Below are 20,342 nucleotides of genomic sequence, written 5' to 3' on the forward strand. Positions count from 1 at the left end.
CCAATCTAAAATCCATCCGTATCTAAAATTACTCGATCGCGCCCTCGGTTTTTAGCTTGATAAAGCGCGCGGTCTGCCGCTGCAATCAAGTTTTTTTGTGCTGCAGACGATCGAGGAAATGTACTCGCTACCCCCAAACTCAGCGTCACGAGAGAACACACCGCAGAATTAAGGTGTTCGATTTCTAGTTCTTTTACGCAAACTCGAATTTGCTCTGCAATCCAAACAGCTATTTCAGACGAAGTGCGGGGTAAAATTACCGCAAATTCTTCACCTCCGTAACGGGCTACTAGAGTGTCCCCCGAAACTTTGCCTGCTGAGTAATTTACCGCTGCCAAAATAGCTTGGGCTACCTGCTGCAAGCAAGCATCTCCCGCCTGATGTCCGTAAGTATCGTTGTATTTCTTAAAAAAGTCAACATCGCATAAAATTAAAGATATTTCTGCTGCGGCTGCTCCCAATTCTAGCCATTTTTCCTGTAAGTATTCGTTAAAACAGTGGCGGTTGGCAATCTGAGTTAACCCATCTAAGTTGGCAAGGCGATATAATTCGGAATTAGCTGCTTTTAATTGAGAATTAGCTGCTTCTAGCTCGGATTGCGTAAGCGATAAATTGTAATAAAGTTCGCTCATAGACCAAGTAGCTTGTTGGTGAATTTGGGATAAAGCTACCCACAGTTGATGCACGTCTAAAAGTCGGTAAACTTGAGGTTCTAACTGCACAACAATCGGCTCGTAAAGCTGTTCCGGCGGTCGGTGTACGGAGCGCTGAGCTGCCAGGACAATTAAGGCTACTCCTGGTAAAATCAAAATATCGCTTTGAGCTATTTGATACAAGGCTATAATCGGTCTGCAAGCAAATATATCTACTCCGTAAGGGCGGCTCATGCGTTCCATAAACCGCCGACGGGATATCATCCCTAAAAATTCCCCATTTACGGTCAAGATAACTCCCGGAAGCAGGGGGTGAGATTGAAAAAAACGAGCTACTTCTTTGGCGAGATATGAGGAGTCAACCTGAAAATTGAATAGAGCCAGATCTTTAAGAGTAGACTCTAAAGATAAATTTTTGGGTGAGTTTTCGGGCGAGTTAGACGGCTCAATAAATTCAACAGACACAGCGCAGATCCGAATAAACAATAAAGCAGCAACGAAGCTAGTGTCAACTATTAACTTATCTTAGTATTTGTTTTTTGCCATTGGCTGTATTTTTACTACACTATACATTTAAGGGAATAAGCTCATGCGTTAGTTTATGCCCTGCCTGCATTGCCTTGGATTGATGCCTCCTCACTCAATTACAGATTTATTAAATTATTAGTCATTTTTTAGTGTTTGCTTTTTGCACGGTAAAAAAAAGATTTTACCGCCATTTCTCAACTCATTCACGGGTCACAAAAACTCAAAAAATCAGGTTTTTATAACTAGGTTTTGCGTAATAAAAAAACGTGGTTTGTGCCGCTGCGATCAACTCAAAACTCAAAACTCAAAACTCAACATTCTCTCACCACCCCCAAGTTCCTGGCCCCCCCTTAAATGGGCCGACAATATCTTTGGTAATCCAGCCACCGTAAAAATCCCCTGGTTGAGATTGCACTAATTCCCCGTCCACATAACAGGCATCCATCTTGCTCGGATAAAAAGCCACATAATCTTTAATAGCTGCAAAAACCTGATTGGGATTGGGATAAAACCAAGCTGCATTTACTACTTCTTTCGACTCTACCGTCACAGTGTAATAACCGGCTTGTCCCTTCCACTCGCACCAAGAACCCCGTAAAGTTTTGTGCAAATATTCCATTTTGATGTCATCGGGGCAGATATAGTAGGCAGGAGGGTGACTTGTCTCCAATACCCGCTGAGGACGGCGCGTATCGGCGATCGTCACTCCATTAAAAATTATCTGTACGTGTTTGGTCGATTCCTCAAGCCGAGGGGGACGTGGGTAATCCCAAACAGACTCTTGACCAGGACCGGGATCTATTCGATCGAAGTTCATTTGCACCATCTCCCCTGGAAAAAAACACTTAGCGACTTAGCATTACAATTTAATGTACCCTTAATCGAGTCGCTACTTCAGAGCAAACCAGCTTTTTTCAACTCTTCGTAATATGAGTATTCGCGGTATAGATGTTTCCGACTACCAGCCCAATGTCAATTGGCCAGCAGTTGCCCGGGATGGTATTGTCTTCAGTTTTGTCAAATCGACGGAAGGTGCCACGTTAGTTTCCCCAACTTTCGCTCGCAATTGGGCGGCGATGAAAGCGGCGGGGATTCAACGCGGTGCTTACCACTTTTTTCGACCTGCAAGCAGCGTTCAAGAACAAATCGATTTGTTCCTCAAAACTGTCAAACTCGAAGTCGGGGATTTGCCGCCAGTCTTGGATATGGAAACTACAGGCGGTTTGAGTGTGGATCAATTTTGCGATCGAGCCGCAATTTGGCTAGAAGCAGTCGAAAAAGCCACCTTGATGCGGCCGATTATCTACACCTACCCCGGTTTCTGGGACAACCTGGGGACAAAACGGTTTGCCGATTACCCACTGTGGATTGCTCACTACACCACTGCTGAGGAACCTTGGGTTCCCGGCGGCTGGAAAACTTGGACTTTTTGGCAGTACAGCGACACAGGCACCGTGTCCGGCGTTTCGGGCAATGTAGACACCAATATTTATGAAAGTGTCCGAGAAGGCGCCGTAAGTTATAAAGTGGCAGACATCCAGAGGGAATTAAGAATTAAAGGTTTTTATCCAGGTGCGATGGATGGTAAATTTGCAGCCACTACCACAGCGGCGCTCATCTCGTTTCAGAAATCTCAAGGTCTCAATCCAGACGGCATTGCAAGTCTCCAAACCTGGGCCGCTTTGATGCGAAAATCTCCCAAAGTAGTTGTCCCCCCTCCAGCGCCGACTCCCGCTCCAACTCCCCCTCCCATATCAGCCGTGCGGCTGACTCAGGTATTTTCGTCTTATCGAGCTAGCGCTAGCCAAGATACTGCCTTAATTTGGCTGCAAAGTCAAGTTTCTACCTCTATTTTAGGGGAATTCGCTCAAAAATGGCGGGCAACTACCTTACCTCAAGACAGTAATTTGCGATTGATAGATGTCGGCAAATTTTATCGCGGTTTAGCACAACAAGACCAAGCTTTAGATTGGCTGCAAAAACAAATTTCTCCGGCTATTATTGCCGAGTTTGCCCAAAAGTGGCGCTCTCAATCTACTGGCACTAATTCTCCGATTCGGTTAATAGATGCGTGCAAATTTTATCGGGCCGCACCCCAGCAAAACCAGGCTTTAGATTGGCTGGAAGGGCGAATTTCGCCGACCATTCTATCGGAGTTTTTTCGCAGGTGGCAGAATGCCAATCGATTATAGATTATAGATTTTAGATTTTAGATTGACTCTACAGATGAATCTTGCGGTTTGACCTTTTAGAGGGGAAATCTACTCTAAAGATGAGTCTGGGGGTGCTCGATTTGAGATGTGAGCTTTTTGATTGGAGATTGACTCCACAGATGAATCTGCGAGTTGAAGTCCTCTATAATGGAAAGGCAGGGAAATCTTGGTATCTGAGATGTAAGATTGACTCCCCATCAAAATTCGTCAAATCCTCTCCCTCTGTGCCCGCATCCCCATCGGACTCTCTAACATAACAGACAATCTCTCGCTTAGCTACAGCTTACTGCCATCTTTGACGCCAAGAGAATTATCTGATAAAGTTATAGCCAATATCAAGGTTTTTTAATCTTATTCGCAAAAATCCAGTGCCGTGCCGAGCTGGTAAGCTGGGCCGAAAATAGCGCCTGCACTCCAATTACCCGCGATCGAACATTTAAAACTAAGCGGGCAGCCTGTAACAATTATATCTATGGAAATCTCCTTTAACATCACCCTGTTGATGGTCATGACCGTCATCTGTGGCATCAGCGCTCAAGTTCTCGCCGCTTATTTGAAAGTTCCGGCGATCGTCTTTTTGCTGCTGTTTGGAATTTTAGCCGGCCCAGACTGCTTCGGAGTGCTGCACCCCAATCTGCTGGGCAGCGGTTTGGAAGTTATGGTATCGCTTTGCGTAGCGTTAATTCTGTTTGAAGGCGGCTTGAATTTGGAATTGCGAGATTTAGGAAAACTTTCCGGCAGCATCCGCAATTTAGTTACCGTAGGCACTTTAATTACGCTAATAGGCGGCGGAATGGCCGCACACTGGTTGGGGGAATTTCCCTGGCCGATCGCATTTTTGTATGCTTCTCTAGTAGTAGTCACAGGCCCGACAGTAATCGGTCCTTTGCTCAAACAAGTATCGGTTGACAAACAAGTCGCAGCTTTGCTAGAAGCTGAAGGCGTTTTAATCGACCCTGTCGGAGCAATTCTGGCGGTATTGGTGCTGAATATTATTTTAAACGGCAATGCTGATTTGGTGGTTTTGTTCCGAGATTTAATCGTGCGGCTTTTCGTTGGCGCAGTCGTAGGAGTTGCGGGCGGTTGGTTGCTGGGATTCATTCTCAAGCGATCGCAATTTCTCTCCGAAGACCTCAAAAACTTAGTAGTTTTAGCCGGTTTGTGGGGGTTTTTCGGTTTAGCAGAAGAAATCCGCAGCGAATCGGGACTGATGGCAACTGTCGTATCGGGCATCGTCCTCAGAGCCGCTGCTGTGCCGGAAGAAAGGCTGCTGAGGAGGTTTAAAGGTCAACTGACAGTCTTGGCTATTTCCATGCTGTTCGTGCTGCTGGCGGCCGATTTATCCCTCGCTAGTGTGGTCGCCCTCGGTTGGGGAAGTTTGTTTACAGTTTTAGCTTTAATGTGGGTAGTGCGGCCGATCAACGTTTGGCTGTGTACTTGGAACAGCGGACTGAATTGGCGGCAGAAATTATTTGTTTGTTGGGTAGCGCCGAGGGGAATTGTCTCAGCGTCGATCGCATCTTTATTTGCAATTTTGCTCACCCAGCGGGGAATCAACGGTGGCGACTCGATTAAAGCCTTAGTTTTCCTAACAATTATTATGACAGTTTTCGTCCAGGGACTAACGGCCGGACGGATGGCTCAACTTTTGGGCATCACCTCAAAATCTGCAACCGGTGCTGCAATTGTGGGGTCAAATCCTTTGAGCAGATTAATTGCTCGCTTGTTTCAAGAACGGGGAGAATCGGTGGCAATTATCGACACGAACCCGGAAGCTTGTGCACAAGCAGAACGAGAGGGTTTGCGGGTGTTTTTGAGCAGTGCTCTCGACCACAGCGTGTTAGAAGAAGCCGGACTAGAATCGATGGGAACTTTTCTGGCAATGACTAATAACGGCGAGGTAAACTTAGTGTTAGCTCAGCGGGCGGCAGAAGAGTTTGCACCGCCGAGGGTTTTGGCAATCTTTCCCAAAGATCCGCAAGCAGCAAATACGCCTGCAAATCCGACTAAAATTAATCAAGCTTTTGTCTCGGATTTGTCGCTGAAGGATTGGAACGAATATTTGAGCGATGGCGAAGTAAAATTGGGGGAAACTGAGTTAAAAACAGAGGGATTGCAGTTTCAGATTGCTCACTTACAAGCTTTGGTTAAAGCCGGGGAGTTGGTGCCGCTGCTGCTGGAAAGGCAAGGATACTTGCAAGTAGTGTCGGCGACTCAGATTTGGCAAGCAGGCGATCGAATAATTTATTTGTTGTACGATCCGACGCCGAAATTGTTGAAAAGATTGTCTGGTTCGTCTCAGTCTCGTTTGACTTTGGAAAAGCATCAGGTAGTTGAAGAAGTGCCGATTCCTGCTGCGGTTTTAAAGCAGGTTTTGGAAGAAAAATCAGTAATAGCCAAGGAAAAGGAAATTTTGCAGCCACCAGTTTCTAGGTAGGGCATTAATCCTAGGTCTGACTAGCGCTAATACCAAGCCTGAAAAATTATTGCTACCATAGAATTTTTGGGTTTGTTTCGTCCATTCAATGTGTAGGGTGCGTCGCCGAAAAAAAGTCGATTAAATTTAGGGATTGAGCCAGCTACGCACCCGAAGATTACTGTTGCACGATTGGAAAAATGGTATAAAATCTAGGCGTCCAGCAAGAAGAAGGATAATTTTATGACAGCAGAAGGTTCGTATCAAGCAAGTACGTTCAATCGAGACCTTGAGACAGAAATCCAGCGGTTAAAAGCTCAAGTTCACCTCAGTTGGGCAAAGGAAGCGCGCACTTTAAAGTGGTTCGGCTTGACCGACGGGATGAATGTTATGGAAGCGGGTAGCGGGCCGGGATTCTTCACGGAAAAACTTGTAGAATTCCTGCCCAACAGTTCGATAACAGCGGTAGAAATTGACCCCGTACTGCAGGAAAAAGCAGCAGAATATTTGCACCGAAAAGCGGACGGTCGAGTAAATTACGTGCAAGCATCGGTTGGGGATACGGGTTTACCTACTAACAGTTTTGATTTCGCGATCGCCCGTTTGCTGTTCCTTCACCTCCCCGATCCTGTCGCAGCAGCTAGAGAAATATTCCGCATCTTGAAGCCTGGGGGAAAACTGGTAATTATCGATGCCGATGGGGATCTGTTTTGGCTGACAGATCCACCTTTGTCAGTGGAGACTCTCAAGAAGAAATTAAACCAGGTAACGGCATTGCGGGGTGGCCATGGATACTTTGGACGACATCTGTGTCGGCTTCTGAAAGAAGTTGGATTTGTTAGCGTTGATTTAGAAGTGGCTGTCAGCCACAGCGATATTATCGGAATTGAAGCATTTGAATCTTTGCTGGACTCCGGGCCCATTTTACAAATGGTCAAACAGGGGTTGATTTCAGAGTCAGACATAGAAAGCTACCTGGTTTCGCGGGATGAATTTTTAGCTGCGGGCGATAGACGATTAATGATGAGTTTTTGGCTAATGGCTTGCGGGGAAAAAAATGAATAAAATTAAGGCAATTTTTTTCACTAAACGTTGATATTCCGCTACAGCGAAGCTTCTAGCACTATCGCTAAATTCGCAGCTAACAAAGCAAACTTATCTAACAGTAAAACAAGAAAAACTTCCGAATAAATTCTCCCCTCAGCATTAGGTTAAAACTTCACCTATAGCTCTAGAATCGTATCCGCTCAAATCGGGTAGAATCGTTCTGGTCAAATCGAGTCAACAGTCAACCATCACGGATGCTGCCACCGAACTCGATCTAATTCATCTGCGTTAATCTGTGTTTATTTGCCCTCATCTGCGGTTTTAAAAAGAGAAATTTTCGGATCGCAGATGACAATGGATTGACGCAGGTTCACGCAGCTCAACAGAATAGACATAGAAATAATTCCGATCCTAAAAGATTTCATATAAAAGCTATAAAATTTCCTCTTTCTGAGCTTAGTAACTTGACACCTACCAATCTAACAAATCCTGGGAGCCGATCGCGCAAAGGTTGTTTGTGAGAGTCAATTGTTGTCTGTCACATTTTAGCTTAACCAATCAAGCCGTTAGCGAGGCCCTCGTAGTCGATCGTACTTTTTACCACCTCCTCAGCATTCAACCCACTTGCCGAATTCCATTAAGAAACTCTGTCCTTGCCTCAATCCTTGAAGGCATTAAAACGCAGCGTACCAACAATTCTAAATCCAACTCCGGCAAAAACTCGCTTCTTGAAACTTGCTCGTAATCATCCTCGCGCAGCCGATAGACAGCAAGCTGATTATTTTCCCAAAACCAAACTTCCGCAATGCGAAGTCGCAGATATTTAGCTAGTTTATTTGTGCTACCGCTAGTAATCGTTACTTCCACGGCTAAATCGGGATGTTCTTTTCTTGAACCTATATAATAAGACTCGTCTGGTTCAAATGATACATCTCTTGCCCGGTTTCTGCGAGTCGCACTACCTACAGGAATATATTCAATTCCCATTTCACAAAAGTAGAGTTGTAGCAAAAAATTAAGAATACAACTGATTGTCTCATGTGCTTCACCCAGTGTCATAAACTCGATCCACCCATCAAGATAAGTTATCCGCAAACCCGGAGAGTCTGCCATTAAAGATTCGAGATCCTCAAATTGCTCCCAAGTATAATAACCGGGGAGAAGCAATCGCTGTTCCGCAAGCGTACCTTTTTCTTCTAAAAGTTGTGCAGTCACAGGTATCACCATCCTATTTTAAATATTACTAGCCCCTACCCAGGACAAACCAGGCAGGGGCATTCACTCATATTCTAACTTAATGAACTAGCTCGATCGCCCTTTTAGTCAACGCCTCAGCAGTCAACCCATTAAACGCCATCAACTGACCAGCACTAGCAGTCGTTTCCCCCCGCTTCCAAGCGAAAGTATCCCGCTTGCAATTGCTGCGGAGCATCACAGGTTCCAACATCCCAGAAGCACCGCCTGTCACGCCAATCAAAGCATCTCCGCCAAACAATTCGGCAAATTTCTCATCGCTCAAAAAGCCGCCGTCAGCTTCCGAACAAGTATCCCAAGCAACATCGCTAGCACGGTACAAACGCCGGGGATTCACAACAGAAACAATCCGCACTCCAATCCCTTCTGTTTCCAAAAATGCCGCCGCTTCAAACACTGGCATTAACGTCATGTCGCCGACAACTGCAAACACAACTTTCTTGCTCCCCCCTTGATTGTGGGGAGCTTGCGGGGAATCGACTTCGTGCAGCACTATTGCACCGTCTTGCAAACCTTGGCGAGTCTGTTCAAAAGTAGTGCGAATTGGCAGTGGCGACTTGCTTGCAGTAATCACAACTCCCTTATTTTTAGCAGTCAAAGCCCACTCATAACAAGCTTGAATGCTGTTAGCATCCGGTGGAAACAAAGGAAACACATTTCCGTTCCGCATCATCGCCGCAAAATAAGCCTCAATTTCCGGCCGCTGGTGCGTCCAACCGTTCCGGCCTTGTTCCAATGCACCCGCTGTAAATAAGGTGACAGTTGCCGGAGTTGGACGGCGCAATTCTGCCATTGCTTGGGTTACAGTTTGCCAAATTGGTAAACCGTTAATGGCAAAAGATTCGTAGGAACACCACAAACTCCGCGCTCCAAATAGCGATAAACCTACGGCTAAACCGGCGCAAGCATCTTCGCTCAAAGGTTCGTAAACTTGACCGTTGGGCGATTGATTGTAGAGGTCATCTGTCGTGGGGTGAATAATCTTGAGAGCTTGGTTGATATTGGCAATTGCCGATGCTTCATTGCCGTCAGCATTAGTGACAAGAAAAGTACGATCGCGCTCGCCAACTTTCCCTACCAAAAACCCCATTGCTGTTGTCGAAATCTTCGGTTCTCCCCCAACCGCAAATTCTTCCAAAGGTAATTCGCCTAAATCTGCCAGCGGCAATGTAAACTCAGTAACAACTGTTTTCGCCGCCGGCCCGCCGCCCGCACGCTCGCAATTTGTCCGCACCAACTCCCAAGCACCAGCAGTCAAAGCGCGCTCTTTTAAAGCACTGATAATGTGCGGAGCATCCAGCGTATCTTTCGGATAAAGGTTGTGAGATTTTGCGCCGCGCGCGTGGACGCCGGCACCTTTCAACTGTTTGATGATAAATACAGTTAATTTGCCGCCGAGAGCAGATTTTGCCGCTTTGTCAACTCCTTGTAAAACAGCTTTGGTAAATGCCATACGCTGTTCGAGGGAAAAAGCAGTGCTGTCAACATAATCTTCCGGTTGATTTTTATCGTCAAATTCCTTAGCATCAACTAAGATAACTTCTTCAAAACCGTTGCCTTGCCAATAAGCAATCATTTCAGCATTAGTTTTAGTCGAAACCATGCTGTGATGTTCCTGAGAATATCCGTTCCAAACCAACACAGGCAAAAAGTTAGTAACACTCGGATAAGCAGTGTGGAAATGCGCCATGCTGCTCATCGGATAGGGTTCGCCCATGCCGCCGTCGCCCATTGTGAAAGCAAACAGTTTTTCGCGGTGCAAAATCGCTCCAGCCATTGCGAAATGCTGCCCTTGTCCGAGGGGACCGGCCGGTGCTAAAAGGCCGGGAATGAAACCGGAAAGATGCCCTAACAAACCGTCTTTTTCTCGGAATTTATCGCGCATTTGCTGCACGTTAACAATTCCCATATCCTCTAAAGATCGATCGAGAAACATGGCACTGTAAAAGCCAGGGGCGTGATGGCCGACTTCGGTGACAATGTTCTTGTGTCCGAGCATCACCAAAGCGGCATAAGCCTCAGCTTGGCTAGCAAAACCCCCCGGATGTCCCGATGCCTTGCTGGCGGTAACTTGCAGCGTCAGGTAGCGCAGGGCGTCTGCTCCCAGCATCGTTTGAAAGACGGCGACGGGATCGGCAGGATCGGCGATCGACTTGCTCCCCTCGGCGATCGCAGGTGCTTTCCCATAAGTCTCAAAACCAGGGAGTGTTTCCGAAAAATATTGAATGCCTTCGCAAAAAGCGGGCGTTGTTGACGTTGCCTGCGGGGTAGTTGCTGTCATGCTTGATACCTAAAAAATTTGAATTCGATTAATGTAAGAGTAATTTTATAGCTTCCGCGTTCCAAAAAATCATGAGTTCTATTATGTCAGTGATAAATAAGTAAAATATCTCAATTTTTAAGCTAACAAGTAGTTGTTTGAGAACCCCGACTTTTTGCATAAGTCGGGGTTCTGTGTTTACCCATTACTAATCCATCTCAACTCCCAAATCTAAAATTGTTCCAGCCGTTCCCGGACATCGATATAAAGCGCAGTACCGCTTTCAGAAAGAGAAGGCACAGCCTTTTGATTCCCCAGCCAAACAAAAAAACTGCTAAGTGCAGGAGTCGGATCTTGATCGCGGCGCAGCGTGTAGATCAAACCTTCGCAAGGCCCATTAACGCGGCTTGTAGTGCAAATCGCTTTCTGGTTATTTACAATACCCACCGTGACATAATTTAGCTGTTTATTTCGGTTATAATTTTCAAGGCGCTGAGTCACTTGTTGGCAGCGAGTTAGAGGATCGTAGCCCGAACTAGAAAAGAAATTAGAATTCCAGCGAATCCAAGGCTCCCTGAACCCTTGCGGATTTTGATACACAGTCACGGGCTCGCCCGTCGAGGTATCGCACACAAATCCTCCATAACCCAGACTCGGCTGGTTTTGACCAGAGGCGGTGCTGATTGAAAGATTGCTGAGAATATCAAATCCGTTACGCTTATTTTGTGATAGCAACTCCCTAAAAGCATCGATCGGGATTGCCGCGTTCAACCCCGTTTTTATCTCCTCAATCTGACCGTTCCACTGACTTCTAATTGTGCCAACAGTATCCCCCTGGCCGTGAATTCCTACCACCCTGCCATCAGCATCAAATACAGGCCCGCCACTCATCCCGCGCCTGGTTACAGCTTGGTAGCGCAGACGATACCCCGATGAGGCGGTCCCCAAGCGAGAAGAGATGATACCAGCAGTAAACTCAAGTTTTCGTTCAAATCCCGAAATTGGCAGCGGATAGCCAGAAACGTAAATAGCAGAACCAACAACAGCACGTTCTGACTGGCCCATTGGTGCTACTGGATACTGTTCTCGGCTCTGAAACTGTATCAATGCCAAGTCTATATCCCTGTCATTTTTCGGTAGTCGCTGTATTCTAATCGCAGCATAGTCCTTCTCCAAATGAGTGCGAATGCTGTATTTTTGAGCGAGGCTTGCCACTACATGATTAGCTGTCAGAACAGTGTAAATATTACCCTGTTTGGCAATAATTACTCCCGATCCGCTAGCAAAAAACCCCAGCGTATTGTTGACTTCCACAGTTGTCAAGGTCGCTAGCTGGGCAATTTCTTCGGCTGTTTTGGCACAGGCAGCATATTGTTGGCTGACAACCGCCGTCACTGTTAATGCACCTGTCAAGATGATTGTTAGCGCGTCAAACCGCAAACTCCACACATTCATCGATAACTCCCTAGATAAGACGAGGCGAACTGCAAGTATATACCGAGCGGAATTCCCTAACTGGATTTAACCATTTTCTTCCATAATTCCGCTATTAATTCATATCAAATCCGGGTACATCGGAAGGATATATAGGAAACGGCACTGACGTTTCCCTACAATTAATCGCGGTAGGGAAACGGCACTGCCCTGTCGAAAGCTGTGGGTAATATTAATTTCGATGCTACCGAATTTGATATCACTTCCATCTTCAAAAGCATAGACGCCAAAATTTGGATCTCGATACTTGCCCCTACCGTTAATCCCAACCAAGAAACCTTTGGCATTAAAAATCGGGCTGCCACTCATGCCGATTTTAACCTCATTTGTATAGCCCAAGCTATAACCTTGAGCCAAAGATTTGGGTAGCAGCACCGAAACGAAGTCCGCGTCACCGCCCAAGCCCCAACCTCAGCAACCCTAGGAGACTGCCAGCACGGGATCTGACACCGCTTCTGGCTCGCTGCTTAATGGTGCTATTTTATACTCGATCGCCCTGGGAAACTGAACGATCGCCGGCTCGATATCGCCCAGCCGCCTCAGAACTCCTAGCAGTGGGTGGAGGAGACCGTCGTCGGTGACCATTGTCCGATCGCCACAACGTGCTAGTTAGTCAGCACCCTATAGGTTTGCCCCTGCTGCCGGACGATCGTCCCGCAACCAGAAGATTTCCCCGTCTGGATGCGTACCGCTGTTTAACGCGCCAAGTTTTCGACATCCACCCTTGGAATTGGTGACGAAATGGAAAATTTTTCCATCTTTAAGGCAGTCCCGACGGCGGGGAAAAAGGGGGCAGTTGCGCCTCATCATCCATTTTTTCCCCTAGCTTTTCCCTGACATCAATGTAAGGAATTTTACTGGTTTCATCAAAAGACGGCATCCCGACATATCCTTGGCGCCAAGCCAACAAATTATACAAAGAGCCGATCGGGTCTTGGCCGGGTCTGAGGGTATAAATCAAATTTTGACACAGCCCATTGACTTGATTCGCCGTGCAGATGACGTTCTGGCCGTTCATCTGACCTGCAGTAATGTACTTAAGCATTCGTCGGCGGCGATAGGTTTCGAGGCGTTGACTCACTAATTGACACCGAGTTACCGGATCGTACCCAGAACCGGAGAAATAATCGGAAGTCCACTCAATCCAAGGCTCTACGGCACCTTGAGCGTTTTGGTACACCGTCACCGGCGCGCCGGTCGAGGTACTGCACCAAAATCCACTTTCCCCCTGTGCTCGCCGAGCGTAACTAGGTTGAGAAGCAACCGTCAAGCCGCTGAGGGCGATCGCTGTTGCCACCAAAACTTTTGTCAATAATTGCTGTTTCATGATTTTTTCACTGTGTTTTATGAGATTTGGCACAAAATCAGCGAACGCTCCTATAACACCCTTGAGACGCCTGTTCGTTAAAGATCGGCTGACTGGGGAATTATGTGATTCACGACTTGACCAGAAAGCAGTTTTTTTTACGAAAACACTTCGTTGCAGCTCTTATGCCTGGTTAAAAAACCCGGTTTCTTTGCTCTTGATTCGTAAGTTTTGATATTGTTCGCGACTTGCACATTCCCTCTAACGGCGATTTCGGCGCTGTTAAAAAAGCGCTCCGAAGGCGAGCTTAAAATGCCCCCGCCAGTCTGAACTATGTTGTCATTACTACTAATCCAACTCAGGCTGTCGCAAACCGGAAAGAGGCTCTTGGTCTCAGACATTGGGATGGCTCGAATTGCAACGGTACATCTGACCACTGACACGGTATTTGGTATCACTTAAGCTCTAGGTCGCTAGCTTTATCTGCTGAGATACGGAGACGCCTGGGTTGCACAGATGAGGGGTATTACCCTATGTGCCTGATCGAACACTAAATTGAACGTATTAACCAGAACTCTTAACTTGTTTTCATCTCCGGATTAGGGATACCTAGAAATACTTCTAAGTGAGTGTAATCAGGGAGTAAGTGCTTTCTACCACCAAAGTTCATCCTCGGTACACTAACGTTTAGTTGAGTATTAAAAACTATGAACCGTATCTGCAAACAGTTCGGGTATTTAGCGACTGGATTAATTCTGACTGGCGCTAGCAGTTGTTCTAGCTATGATGCAGCTAACTCGGCCGAAAACCAGAGGCAATTCCCAGCAAGCGGGCGTCAGTTCCCACACTTACAGCTAATGGGAAATCAAATTGAGGCTCGATCGAGCCAATTAACGCAGCCTTCTAACTCTGTTGCCTCAGTTTTAGGCAGTGCTGCCCTCTCAGAAAATACTGCCACCGTTACGGTTTATAAGGTAGACAATCTGTGTCAAACTCTGAAGCCGGAAACAGTTACAGGCCCAGACAAACAGTTAATGTCATCCGCGGTTAATGAAGTGTTAAAGCAGCAGATTTTCGATAGTCTTGGTTTGGCTGGTTATCGCCTCAAGATCGATCGCAACCTCGGAATAGCTACCGTGGATCTGCGAGCCTCCGGAAATTCGCGGCAGAAATTGCAAAATCTGTCCAGTTGTCAGATGTTAGGTTTGTTCGGGGGCGTGCGCCAAACTTTAACCAGTTATGCTCCTTGGCAAATCAAAACTGTTCGTTTTACAGAGCTTGGAGAGGATATTTTGAGCACCGTTCGAGAATAAGCTATTAAAATTATTGGAGATGGGACTTACGCAATTCTCCCCTTAAAAAAAAGCGTTGGGAGGGATTGAACAAACCTTCAAACCGTTTGAGATTTCTTGATGCTGCTAAGTCCTGTGACCCAAACCCCGGTAATTCCTATGACGCTACCTAACGGCCCCAAAGCTCCACCCCTTGTGCAGCTAATTCAATGGATCGGCGATCCGCTGACATACATGGATAAATGTGCCAAACAATACGGCGACATTTTCACAGCTCAAGTGAACAACGGGAAACCATTGGTGATGATCCACCACCCCCAAGCTGTCCAGGAGATGCTCAATAGCAGCGCGTTTCACGCTCCAGGCCGCCTGAACAGCATCCTAAAACCCTTGATGGGAGAACAATCCATGATTATGCTGTCGGGAGAAAGGCACAAACGCGAGCGCCAATTATTGATGCCACCCTTTCACGGGGAACGGATGCGGAATTACGGCCAACTAATTTGCGATATAGCTCAAGATGTTGCCAGCAAATGGTCGGTAGATCGACCTTTTGTGGCCCGCAGCGCGATGCAGGAAGTCACCATGCGGGTAATCTTGCAAGCTGTCTTCGGCATGGATGACGGGCCGCGATTGGAAGAGATCAGGCCCCTACTTGCCTCAGTCCTCGATATGACCAACTCTCCCCTGCGATCGAGTATGCTGTTTTTCGGCTGGATGCAGCAAGATTGGGGCGCTTGGAGTCCTTGGGGACGCATGAAACAGCGGCAGCGGAAAATTGACGAACTGATGGACGCGGAAATTGAAGAACGCAGACTGCAACCAGACGCCAATCGCACCGACATTCTCAGCTTAATGATGGCCGCGCGTGACGAAAACGGGCAACCAATGACGAATGAAGAATTGCGCGACGAGTTGATGACGCTGCTGTTTGCAGGCCACGAAACCACAGCAACGGCCCTAGCTTGGGCGTTTTACTGGATTCACCACTTGCCCTCCGTGCGCCAGAAGTTGCTGCAAGAATTGGACAGTTTGGGGGAAAATCCCGACCCGATGGAGATTTTTCGCTTACCTTACCTGAGTGCAGTTTGTCAGGAGACGCTGCGAATTTACCCGGTGGGAATGCTGACGTTTGCGCGAGAAGTGCTCAGGCCCGTGGAACTGATGGGACATCAACTCGAACCGGGAACGGTTGTCGTCGGCTCGATTTATTTGACCCACAGACGGGAGGATTTGTATCCAGAACCCCTGCAATTTAAACCGGAACGGTTTTTACAGAGGCAATTCTCGCCTTACGAGTATTTGCCTTTTGGAGGCGGCAGCCGCCGCTGTATCGGCTTGGCGCTGGCGCAGTTGGAGATGAAACTCGTGCTGGCCACCATTTTGCGGGATTTCGACCTAGTATTGGCCGAGAAAAAGCCCGTACAGGCCAAACGCCGAGGGGTGACTTTAGGACCTGCCGGCGGCGTGCGGATGGCCCTGCTGGGGCGGCGGATGCGGCAGCAGATGCCTGAACCTGTCGCTAGTGGGGTTTGATGTCGCAGCGGTGGCAGCGGGCGATCGAACTTTCTGCTTTGAGTGCCCACCATTTAGGGAGAAGGTGCGATCGTCCGCAAATGCCACCATTTTTTGTAGCACCCGCTACAGATAAATAGCTATAATCCTTAACCTGTAACCATCGCCCCTCTCAATTTTCAAATTTTCAGTCTAAAATAGTTGCAGCCTTGCAAACACAGCCTGAAAGCAAAAGTGGGTGATTGCAATAGTCCTCTTGATATCTCAAAAGCCTGCCTGCCATACTTTAAAAACATATGCATACCCTGTTATTCAGCAAGGTCGGAAGCGTGTTGGCATTGCCAGCAATCTTCCGGCCTCTTTATTTTTTGGGCTACTTGAGGCATTGGGAACAAGATGCAGAAGGCAAGGCAAAAGTATAAATTCTCCTCCTGTCCTCGTCTACCCCTGTCCCCAATCTAGAGCTTCTGCCTCTAATTCCAATAGAATCCGACAGCAAGTTTAAGGAATCACTAAGGAATAATTAATGATTTGTTAAATTATCTCCTTCTGTCCTTCTCTCAATCTTCTGTTTTCAGAAATTCCGATACCGAGACAGACTTCGGGAGACTCTCCAGATCTTGAATTTCGCTTTCGTGGGCAAAGAACTCGACTTCTTTGTCGTCAATCTGGATCTGATAGCTAGCGGTAGCTGTCACAACCCGTCGCTTTTTTTTATCTTCTATTAAAACCCAACACACGACAGGTCTTACCCATCTCTCAACGTGCTGGCTTTGCTTGGTACTCCCAAAGGCATACCAGCCTTTCGCTTCAATAATTTGAAGCACTTTAAAATCGTTATTTGCCATATATTTATATCGCGTTAACTTCAGTATTCTTCTTAGATAGAACTGCTAGCTTACTAAGCAGGGCAAAGGTTTTGCAATTCTAAGCCGCACTAGATAACCTGATTTTTATTCAAGAGAAGCGGGTTGACAAGGCATTGTCTGCGTTGTTGCCCGCTAAATGTAGTGCGAGCTTTTTGTACTCTCCCACAATTACTGTCAAGTATCTATACCGCATCCTCAAAAATTATTCTCGCATTAGCCTCAACAGCAGCCAACTAGACCTTAGCTAGCTGCATCTAACTGGATGCCAACAGCTTCTAACGCTTGGTTGGTGAGAGAGATCGGCATACAATCTTGTTAAGACTTTTTGCTGCAATCAACTATCATCTTTACCCGCTGGGGTAAAACTTAACTAGAGGTTGCCGCTTTCAATTCTAAGCCTCGGCGCGCCTAATTCCTAATTAATTGTATGGTGTAGTTGATAATTGCCAAACTGTCGATCGCACTCAACAGCCGTGTCTAACTCTTCGATTACCATCACCGTTAAACTTTTCGCCGCCTTCGGTGAAGCCTACGGCGTTTCGGAACTTACATTAGAACTTCCTCCCGAAACCCCAGTGTCTCAAGTGCTCGAAAGCTCGATCGCCCAATATCCTCAATTAGAACAATGGCGCGACCGCACCCGCTTCGGCCTCAACCTGGAATTCGTCTCCCCCGACACCATCCTCCAAGACGGCGACGAAGTTGTACTCATCCCCCCCGTCAGCGGCGGCTAGGTTAAGTTGGTTAATCAAAAATTCGAGGTTTTGTAGTTGTGTTCGATCGCACGACTGCCCAATTGCGATCCCAAAAAAGGTTTATTAAGTTTTGTAACAATTTCGTCGGCAAATCATCCTTGAACTCGATCGGGATCGGGTGCGGGCCTGACAATCTGGATTCCCAGCCCGATCCAGAAAACAAGTCAAATCCTTGTGGGGTCAGCGTCCCGTCCGCCCAAATATCTAAGTTAAATACACCGCTGTTTAACTCAAAAGTAACTGAAAAATCAATCCCGACTAAAAAAATCGGGTATAGTTGACGGGCTAAATTGACCGTGCTAATCTTGCACAAGACTAAGAAAACATCGCAAAACTAGAGAGTTGAGCTATGACCCAGGCGACCAGAACCCAATCCACAGCAGCAACCTTCACAGCCCTTAAATGTAAAGAATGCGGCGAAGAGTACGAACTCCAAGCCAAGCACGTCTGCGATTGCTGTTTTGGCCCGCTAGAAGTCAAGTACGACTACGACGCCATCCGCCGCAGCGTCACTCGCCAAACCATCGAAGCCGGCCCCAACTCGATATGGCGCTACCGCGCATTTTTACCAGTCGCTACAGATAACGTCATCGATGTCGGCACCGGCATGACTCCTCTATTAAAATCCCACCGCTTGGCGCGCCGCCTCGGTCTAAAAAATCTTTATATTAAAAACGATGCCGTCAATATGCCCACTCTCAGCTTTAAAGACAGAGTGGTGTCAGTCGCCCTCAGCAGAGCCAGAGAATTGGGTTTCACAACGGTATCCTGTGCCAGCACGGGCAATTTAGCTAACTCTACGGCTGCGATCGCCGCCCACGCCGGACTCGACTGCGTAGTCTTCATTCCCTCCGACTTAGAAGCAGGCAAAGTCCTCGGCACTCTGATTTACAATCCAACTGTCATGGCAGTTCACGGCAACTACGACCAAGTTAACCGTCTCTGTTGCGAAGTCGCCAATACACATGGCTGGGGATTTGTCAATATCAACTTGCGGCCCTACTATTCCGAAGGCTCAAAAACCCTCGGCTACGAAGTTGCCGAACAGCTAGGCTGGCAATTGCCCGATCACATCGTCGGTCCCCTCGCCTCCGGCTCTTTGTTCACAAAGATTTACAAAGGCTTTAATGAATTCATCGAAGTCGGTTTAGTGGACGAAAAGAAAGTTCGGTTCAGCGGCGCTCAAGCTGACGGCTGTTCCCCCATCGCCCAAGCATTCCGCGAAGGTCGTGATTTCGTCACACCGGTGAAACCGAATACAATTGCTAAGTCGATCGCGATCGGCAATCCAGCAGACGGTATGTACGCCTTGGAAATCGCCCGCAAAACAGGTGGCAACATTGAATCCGTCAGCGACACCGAAATCATCGAAGGCATGAAACTGCTAGCAGAAACCGAAGGCATATTCACTGAAACCGCAGGCGGCACCACAATCGCAGTCTTGAAGAAACTCGTAGAAGCAGGTAAAATCAATCCCGATGAAACCACAGTCGTTTACATCACCGGCAACGGTTTGAAAACGCAAGAAGCAGTTCAAGGCTACATCGGCGAACCCATCACCCTCGAACCGAAACTAGAAGCGTTCGAGCGCGCCCTAGAACGCGCCCGCACACTGGAACGCTTAGAATGGCAACAAGTTTCGGTTTAACAGCTATTAGCCAGTAGTCGGCAGTCATTAGTCATTGGTTGTTAAGCTGTTGACTGATGACTACTGACTGATTACTGAGGACTAATGACTGAGGACTAATAACTAATAAATGACTACTGACTAAGGACTAAAAAAATGACCGTCAAAGTTTTAATTCCCACTCCCCTGCAAAAATTTACAAACAATCAAGCCACCATCGAATGCGCCGGCGAGAACATTTCCGAACTAATTGAATCGCTGGAAACAAATTGTCCCGGCATCAAAAAAAGCCTGTGCGACGAAAAAGGAGAGCCCCGCAGATTTCTCAACTTCTACGTCAACAGCGAAGACATCCGCTTTTTGGACGGCTCAAAAACTGCTCTCCAAGATGGCGATGAAGTCAGCATTGTTCCAGCAGTTGCTGGTGGCTGATTTTGCAACCGCAGATGGTGGCTGATAAATACAGATGAACGCAGATAGAATTAATTACTATCTGCGTTCATTTGCGTTTATCGACGGTTAAAAACTATTCGCTCACTTAGTGATACCAATTCACTATGAAGATACACTAAATGAGCTGGCGGGGTGACAACCCCGCCGCAACCAAGATAGAGTGAGGTGTTAACCGACTTGTGGTAAAAAAAGATAGGTCAGAAGAAGGTTCGCAACGACCTATCAAAAAATATGCTACCCCTATTTTATCAGACACATCTCCAACAACACTTAACTCGCGCTCAGTTTTTAGTATTAGGCATCTTGCTCGAACTGCTGCAATCTCAAAGACAAGTAAAGTTAGAACGATTAGCCTCTGTGTTTCCCTACCCGATTACTACCGAAAGTCGGCGTCGCAAATTACAAAGGTTCTTGAGTTTACCTCAATTAACGAGCGAGCGGATTTGGTATCCCATTATTACTTATTGGTTAACTACTTATTGCCAAGTGGGTCAGACTTGATCAATTGTTATCGATCGCACCTGGCGGGGGCTGTATCAACATACTCACGAGCGCCCGGCGGTATGGGAGAAAAGAGCTATCGCTTTATCCTGGTCGCTGTTACCAAAACTAGGAAGCAGCAAAGTAGCTGAGCAAAAGGATGCGATCGCAGAAATTTTA

At 47.0% G+C, this 20,342-nt stretch carries 18 protein-coding genes; 9 read left to right on the top strand and 9 right to left on the bottom strand.

What is annotated here, in order from left to right:
- Positions 1 to 5: 5 nt before the first annotated feature.
- Positions 6 to 1,118, bottom strand: a complete 1,113-nt coding sequence (locus tag QUA45_RS09480) for a diguanylate cyclase domain-containing protein (protein ID WP_333220440.1) — start codon at positions 1,116 to 1,118, stop codon at positions 6 to 8.
- 385 nt (positions 1,119 to 1,503) lie between these two features.
- Complete coding sequence (locus QUA45_RS09485; protein WP_333066819.1) at positions 1,504 to 1,998, bottom strand: DUF427 domain-containing protein; 495 nt, start codon at positions 1,996 to 1,998, stop codon at positions 1,504 to 1,506.
- A gap of 112 nt (positions 1,999 to 2,110) precedes the next feature.
- Here QUA45_RS09485 and QUA45_RS09490 point away from each other — a divergent pair, with 112 nt between their 5' ends.
- The 3 genes from QUA45_RS09490 to QUA45_RS09500 all read left to right on the top strand — a co-directional run bounded on the left by QUA45_RS09490 (position 2,111) and on the right by QUA45_RS09500 (position 6,875).
- Entirely contained in the window at positions 2,111 to 3,373 is a 1,263-nt protein-coding gene (locus tag QUA45_RS09490) for a GH25 family lysozyme (RefSeq protein WP_333096150.1), read from the top strand.
- Positions 3,374 to 3,866: 493 nt separating this feature from the next.
- Entirely contained in the window at positions 3,867 to 5,831 is a 1,965-nt protein-coding gene (locus QUA45_RS09495; RefSeq protein ID WP_333220442.1) for a cation:proton antiporter domain-containing protein, read from the top strand.
- A 222-nt stretch (positions 5,832 to 6,053) separates the two neighbouring features.
- The gene (locus tag QUA45_RS09500; RefSeq protein WP_333096152.1) at positions 6,054 to 6,875 is read left to right on the top strand and encodes a methyltransferase domain-containing protein; all 822 of its coding nucleotides are present in this window, start codon (positions 6,054 to 6,056) and stop codon (positions 6,873 to 6,875) included.
- A gap of 597 nt (positions 6,876 to 7,472) precedes the next feature.
- On the opposite strand, the gene QUA45_RS09505 is transcribed toward QUA45_RS09500, so the two are convergent.
- The 6 genes from QUA45_RS09505 to QUA45_RS09530 form a co-directional block, all read right to left on the bottom strand.
- Positions 7,473 to 8,072 carry a Uma2 family endonuclease gene (locus QUA45_RS09505; protein ID WP_333096153.1) on the bottom strand — a complete coding sequence of 200 codons (600 nt, stop codon included), beginning with the start codon at positions 8,070 to 8,072 and terminating at the stop codon, positions 7,473 to 7,475.
- A gap of 79 nt (positions 8,073 to 8,151) precedes the next feature.
- The gene (locus QUA45_RS09510) at positions 8,152 to 10,392 is read right to left on the bottom strand and encodes a phosphoketolase (RefSeq protein WP_333096154.1); all 2,241 of its coding nucleotides are present in this window, start codon (positions 10,390 to 10,392) and stop codon (positions 8,152 to 8,154) included.
- A gap of 210 nt (positions 10,393 to 10,602) precedes the next feature.
- Entirely contained in the window at positions 10,603 to 11,826 is a 1,224-nt protein-coding gene (locus tag QUA45_RS09515; protein WP_333096155.1) for a COP23 domain-containing protein, read from the bottom strand.
- A gap of 99 nt (positions 11,827 to 11,925) precedes the next feature.
- A complete protein-coding gene (locus QUA45_RS09520; RefSeq protein ID WP_333220444.1) occupies positions 11,926 to 12,267 on the bottom strand; it encodes a hypothetical protein in 342 nt (113 codons plus the stop codon).
- 18 nt (positions 12,268 to 12,285) lie between these two features.
- Complete coding sequence (locus QUA45_RS09525; RefSeq protein WP_333096157.1) at positions 12,286 to 12,450, bottom strand: hypothetical protein; 165 nt, start codon at positions 12,448 to 12,450, stop codon at positions 12,286 to 12,288.
- A 175-nt stretch (positions 12,451 to 12,625) separates the two neighbouring features.
- Complete coding sequence (locus tag QUA45_RS09530) at positions 12,626 to 13,192, bottom strand: COP23 domain-containing protein (protein ID WP_333096159.1); 567 nt, start codon at positions 13,190 to 13,192, stop codon at positions 12,626 to 12,628.
- A 686-nt stretch (positions 13,193 to 13,878) separates the two neighbouring features.
- Between QUA45_RS09530 and QUA45_RS09535 the strand changes: the two genes are divergently transcribed.
- Positions 13,879 to 14,484 (top strand): hypothetical protein, encoded by a 606-nt coding sequence (locus QUA45_RS09535; protein ID WP_333096160.1) that lies wholly within the window; start codon positions 13,879 to 13,881, stop codon positions 14,482 to 14,484.
- Positions 14,485 to 14,622: 138 nt separating this feature from the next.
- Positions 14,623 to 15,999, top strand: coding sequence for a cytochrome P450 (locus QUA45_RS09540; protein WP_333096161.1), 1,377 nt, complete (start codon positions 14,623 to 14,625; stop codon positions 15,997 to 15,999).
- 539 nt (positions 16,000 to 16,538) lie between these two features.
- Here QUA45_RS09540 and QUA45_RS09545 read toward each other — a convergent pair.
- Positions 16,539 to 16,826 carry a hypothetical protein gene (locus tag QUA45_RS09545; RefSeq protein WP_006632921.1) on the bottom strand — a complete coding sequence of 96 codons (288 nt, stop codon included), beginning with the start codon at positions 16,824 to 16,826 and terminating at the stop codon, positions 16,539 to 16,541.
- A 494-nt stretch (positions 16,827 to 17,320) separates the two neighbouring features.
- Between QUA45_RS09545 and QUA45_RS09550 the strand changes: the two genes are divergently transcribed.
- The 4 genes from QUA45_RS09550 to QUA45_RS09565 all read left to right on the top strand — a co-directional run bounded on the left by QUA45_RS09550 (position 17,321) and on the right by QUA45_RS09565 (position 20,183).
- Complete coding sequence (locus QUA45_RS09550; protein ID WP_015179186.1) at positions 17,321 to 17,581, top strand: MoaD/ThiS family protein; 261 nt, start codon at positions 17,321 to 17,323, stop codon at positions 17,579 to 17,581.
- Positions 17,582 to 17,951: 370 nt separating this feature from the next.
- Positions 17,952 to 19,250 carry a threonine synthase gene (thrC, locus tag QUA45_RS09555; protein ID WP_333096162.1) on the top strand — a complete coding sequence of 433 codons (1,299 nt, stop codon included), beginning with the start codon at positions 17,952 to 17,954 and terminating at the stop codon, positions 19,248 to 19,250.
- Positions 19,251 to 19,385: 135 nt separating this feature from the next.
- Positions 19,386 to 19,661: a MoaD/ThiS family protein gene (locus QUA45_RS09560; protein WP_333096163.1), complete on the top strand. Its 276-nt coding sequence runs from the start codon at positions 19,386 to 19,388 to the stop codon at positions 19,659 to 19,661.
- A gap of 252 nt (positions 19,662 to 19,913) precedes the next feature.
- Entirely contained in the window at positions 19,914 to 20,183 is a 270-nt protein-coding gene (locus tag QUA45_RS09565) for a hypothetical protein (RefSeq protein ID WP_333220446.1), read from the top strand.
- The last annotated feature ends 159 nt before the right edge of the window (positions 20,184 to 20,342 follow it).

This window comes from Microcoleus sp. Pol12A5 (genome assembly GCF_036701435.1).
Classification (GTDB): Bacteria; Cyanobacteriota; Cyanobacteriia; order Cyanobacteriales; family Microcoleaceae; genus Microcoleus.

Bases quoted from the DNA above. Each gene is read 5' to 3' on its own strand.
- QUA45_RS09485 (WP_333066819.1), bottom strand. From the start codon at position 1,998: ATGAACTTCGATCGAATAGATCCCGGTCCTGGTCAAGAGTCTGTTTGG.
- QUA45_RS09490 (WP_333096150.1), top strand. From the start codon at position 2,111: ATGAGTATTCGCGGTATAGATGTTTCCGACTACCAGCCCAATGTCAAT.
- QUA45_RS09495 (WP_333220442.1), top strand. From the start codon at position 3,867: ATGGAAATCTCCTTTAACATCACCCTGTTGATGGTCATGACCGTCATC.
- QUA45_RS09500 (WP_333096152.1), top strand. From the start codon at position 6,054: ATGACAGCAGAAGGTTCGTATCAAGCAAGTACGTTCAATCGAGACCTT.
- QUA45_RS09510 (WP_333096154.1), bottom strand. From the start codon at position 10,392: ATGACAGCAACTACCCCGCAGGCAACGTCAACAACGCCCGCTTTTTGC.
- QUA45_RS09515 (WP_333096155.1), bottom strand. From the start codon at position 11,826: ATGAATGTGTGGAGTTTGCGGTTTGACGCGCTAACAATCATCTTGACA.
- QUA45_RS09525 (WP_333096157.1), bottom strand. From the start codon at position 12,450: ATGGTCACCGACGACGGTCTCCTCCACCCACTGCTAGGAGTTCTGAGG.
- QUA45_RS09530 (WP_333096159.1), bottom strand. From the start codon at position 13,192: ATGAAACAGCAATTATTGACAAAAGTTTTGGTGGCAACAGCGATCGCC.
- QUA45_RS09535 (WP_333096160.1), top strand. From the start codon at position 13,879: ATGAACCGTATCTGCAAACAGTTCGGGTATTTAGCGACTGGATTAATT.
- QUA45_RS09540 (WP_333096161.1), top strand. From the start codon at position 14,623: ATGACGCTACCTAACGGCCCCAAAGCTCCACCCCTTGTGCAGCTAATT.
- QUA45_RS09545 (WP_006632921.1), bottom strand. From the start codon at position 16,826: ATGGCAAATAACGATTTTAAAGTGCTTCAAATTATTGAAGCGAAAGGC.
- thrC (WP_333096162.1), top strand. From the start codon at position 17,952: ATGACCCAGGCGACCAGAACCCAATCCACAGCAGCAACCTTCACAGCC.
- QUA45_RS09560 (WP_333096163.1), top strand. From the start codon at position 19,386: ATGACCGTCAAAGTTTTAATTCCCACTCCCCTGCAAAAATTTACAAAC.
- QUA45_RS09565 (WP_333220446.1), top strand. From the start codon at position 19,914: ATGCTACCCCTATTTTATCAGACACATCTCCAACAACACTTAACTCGC.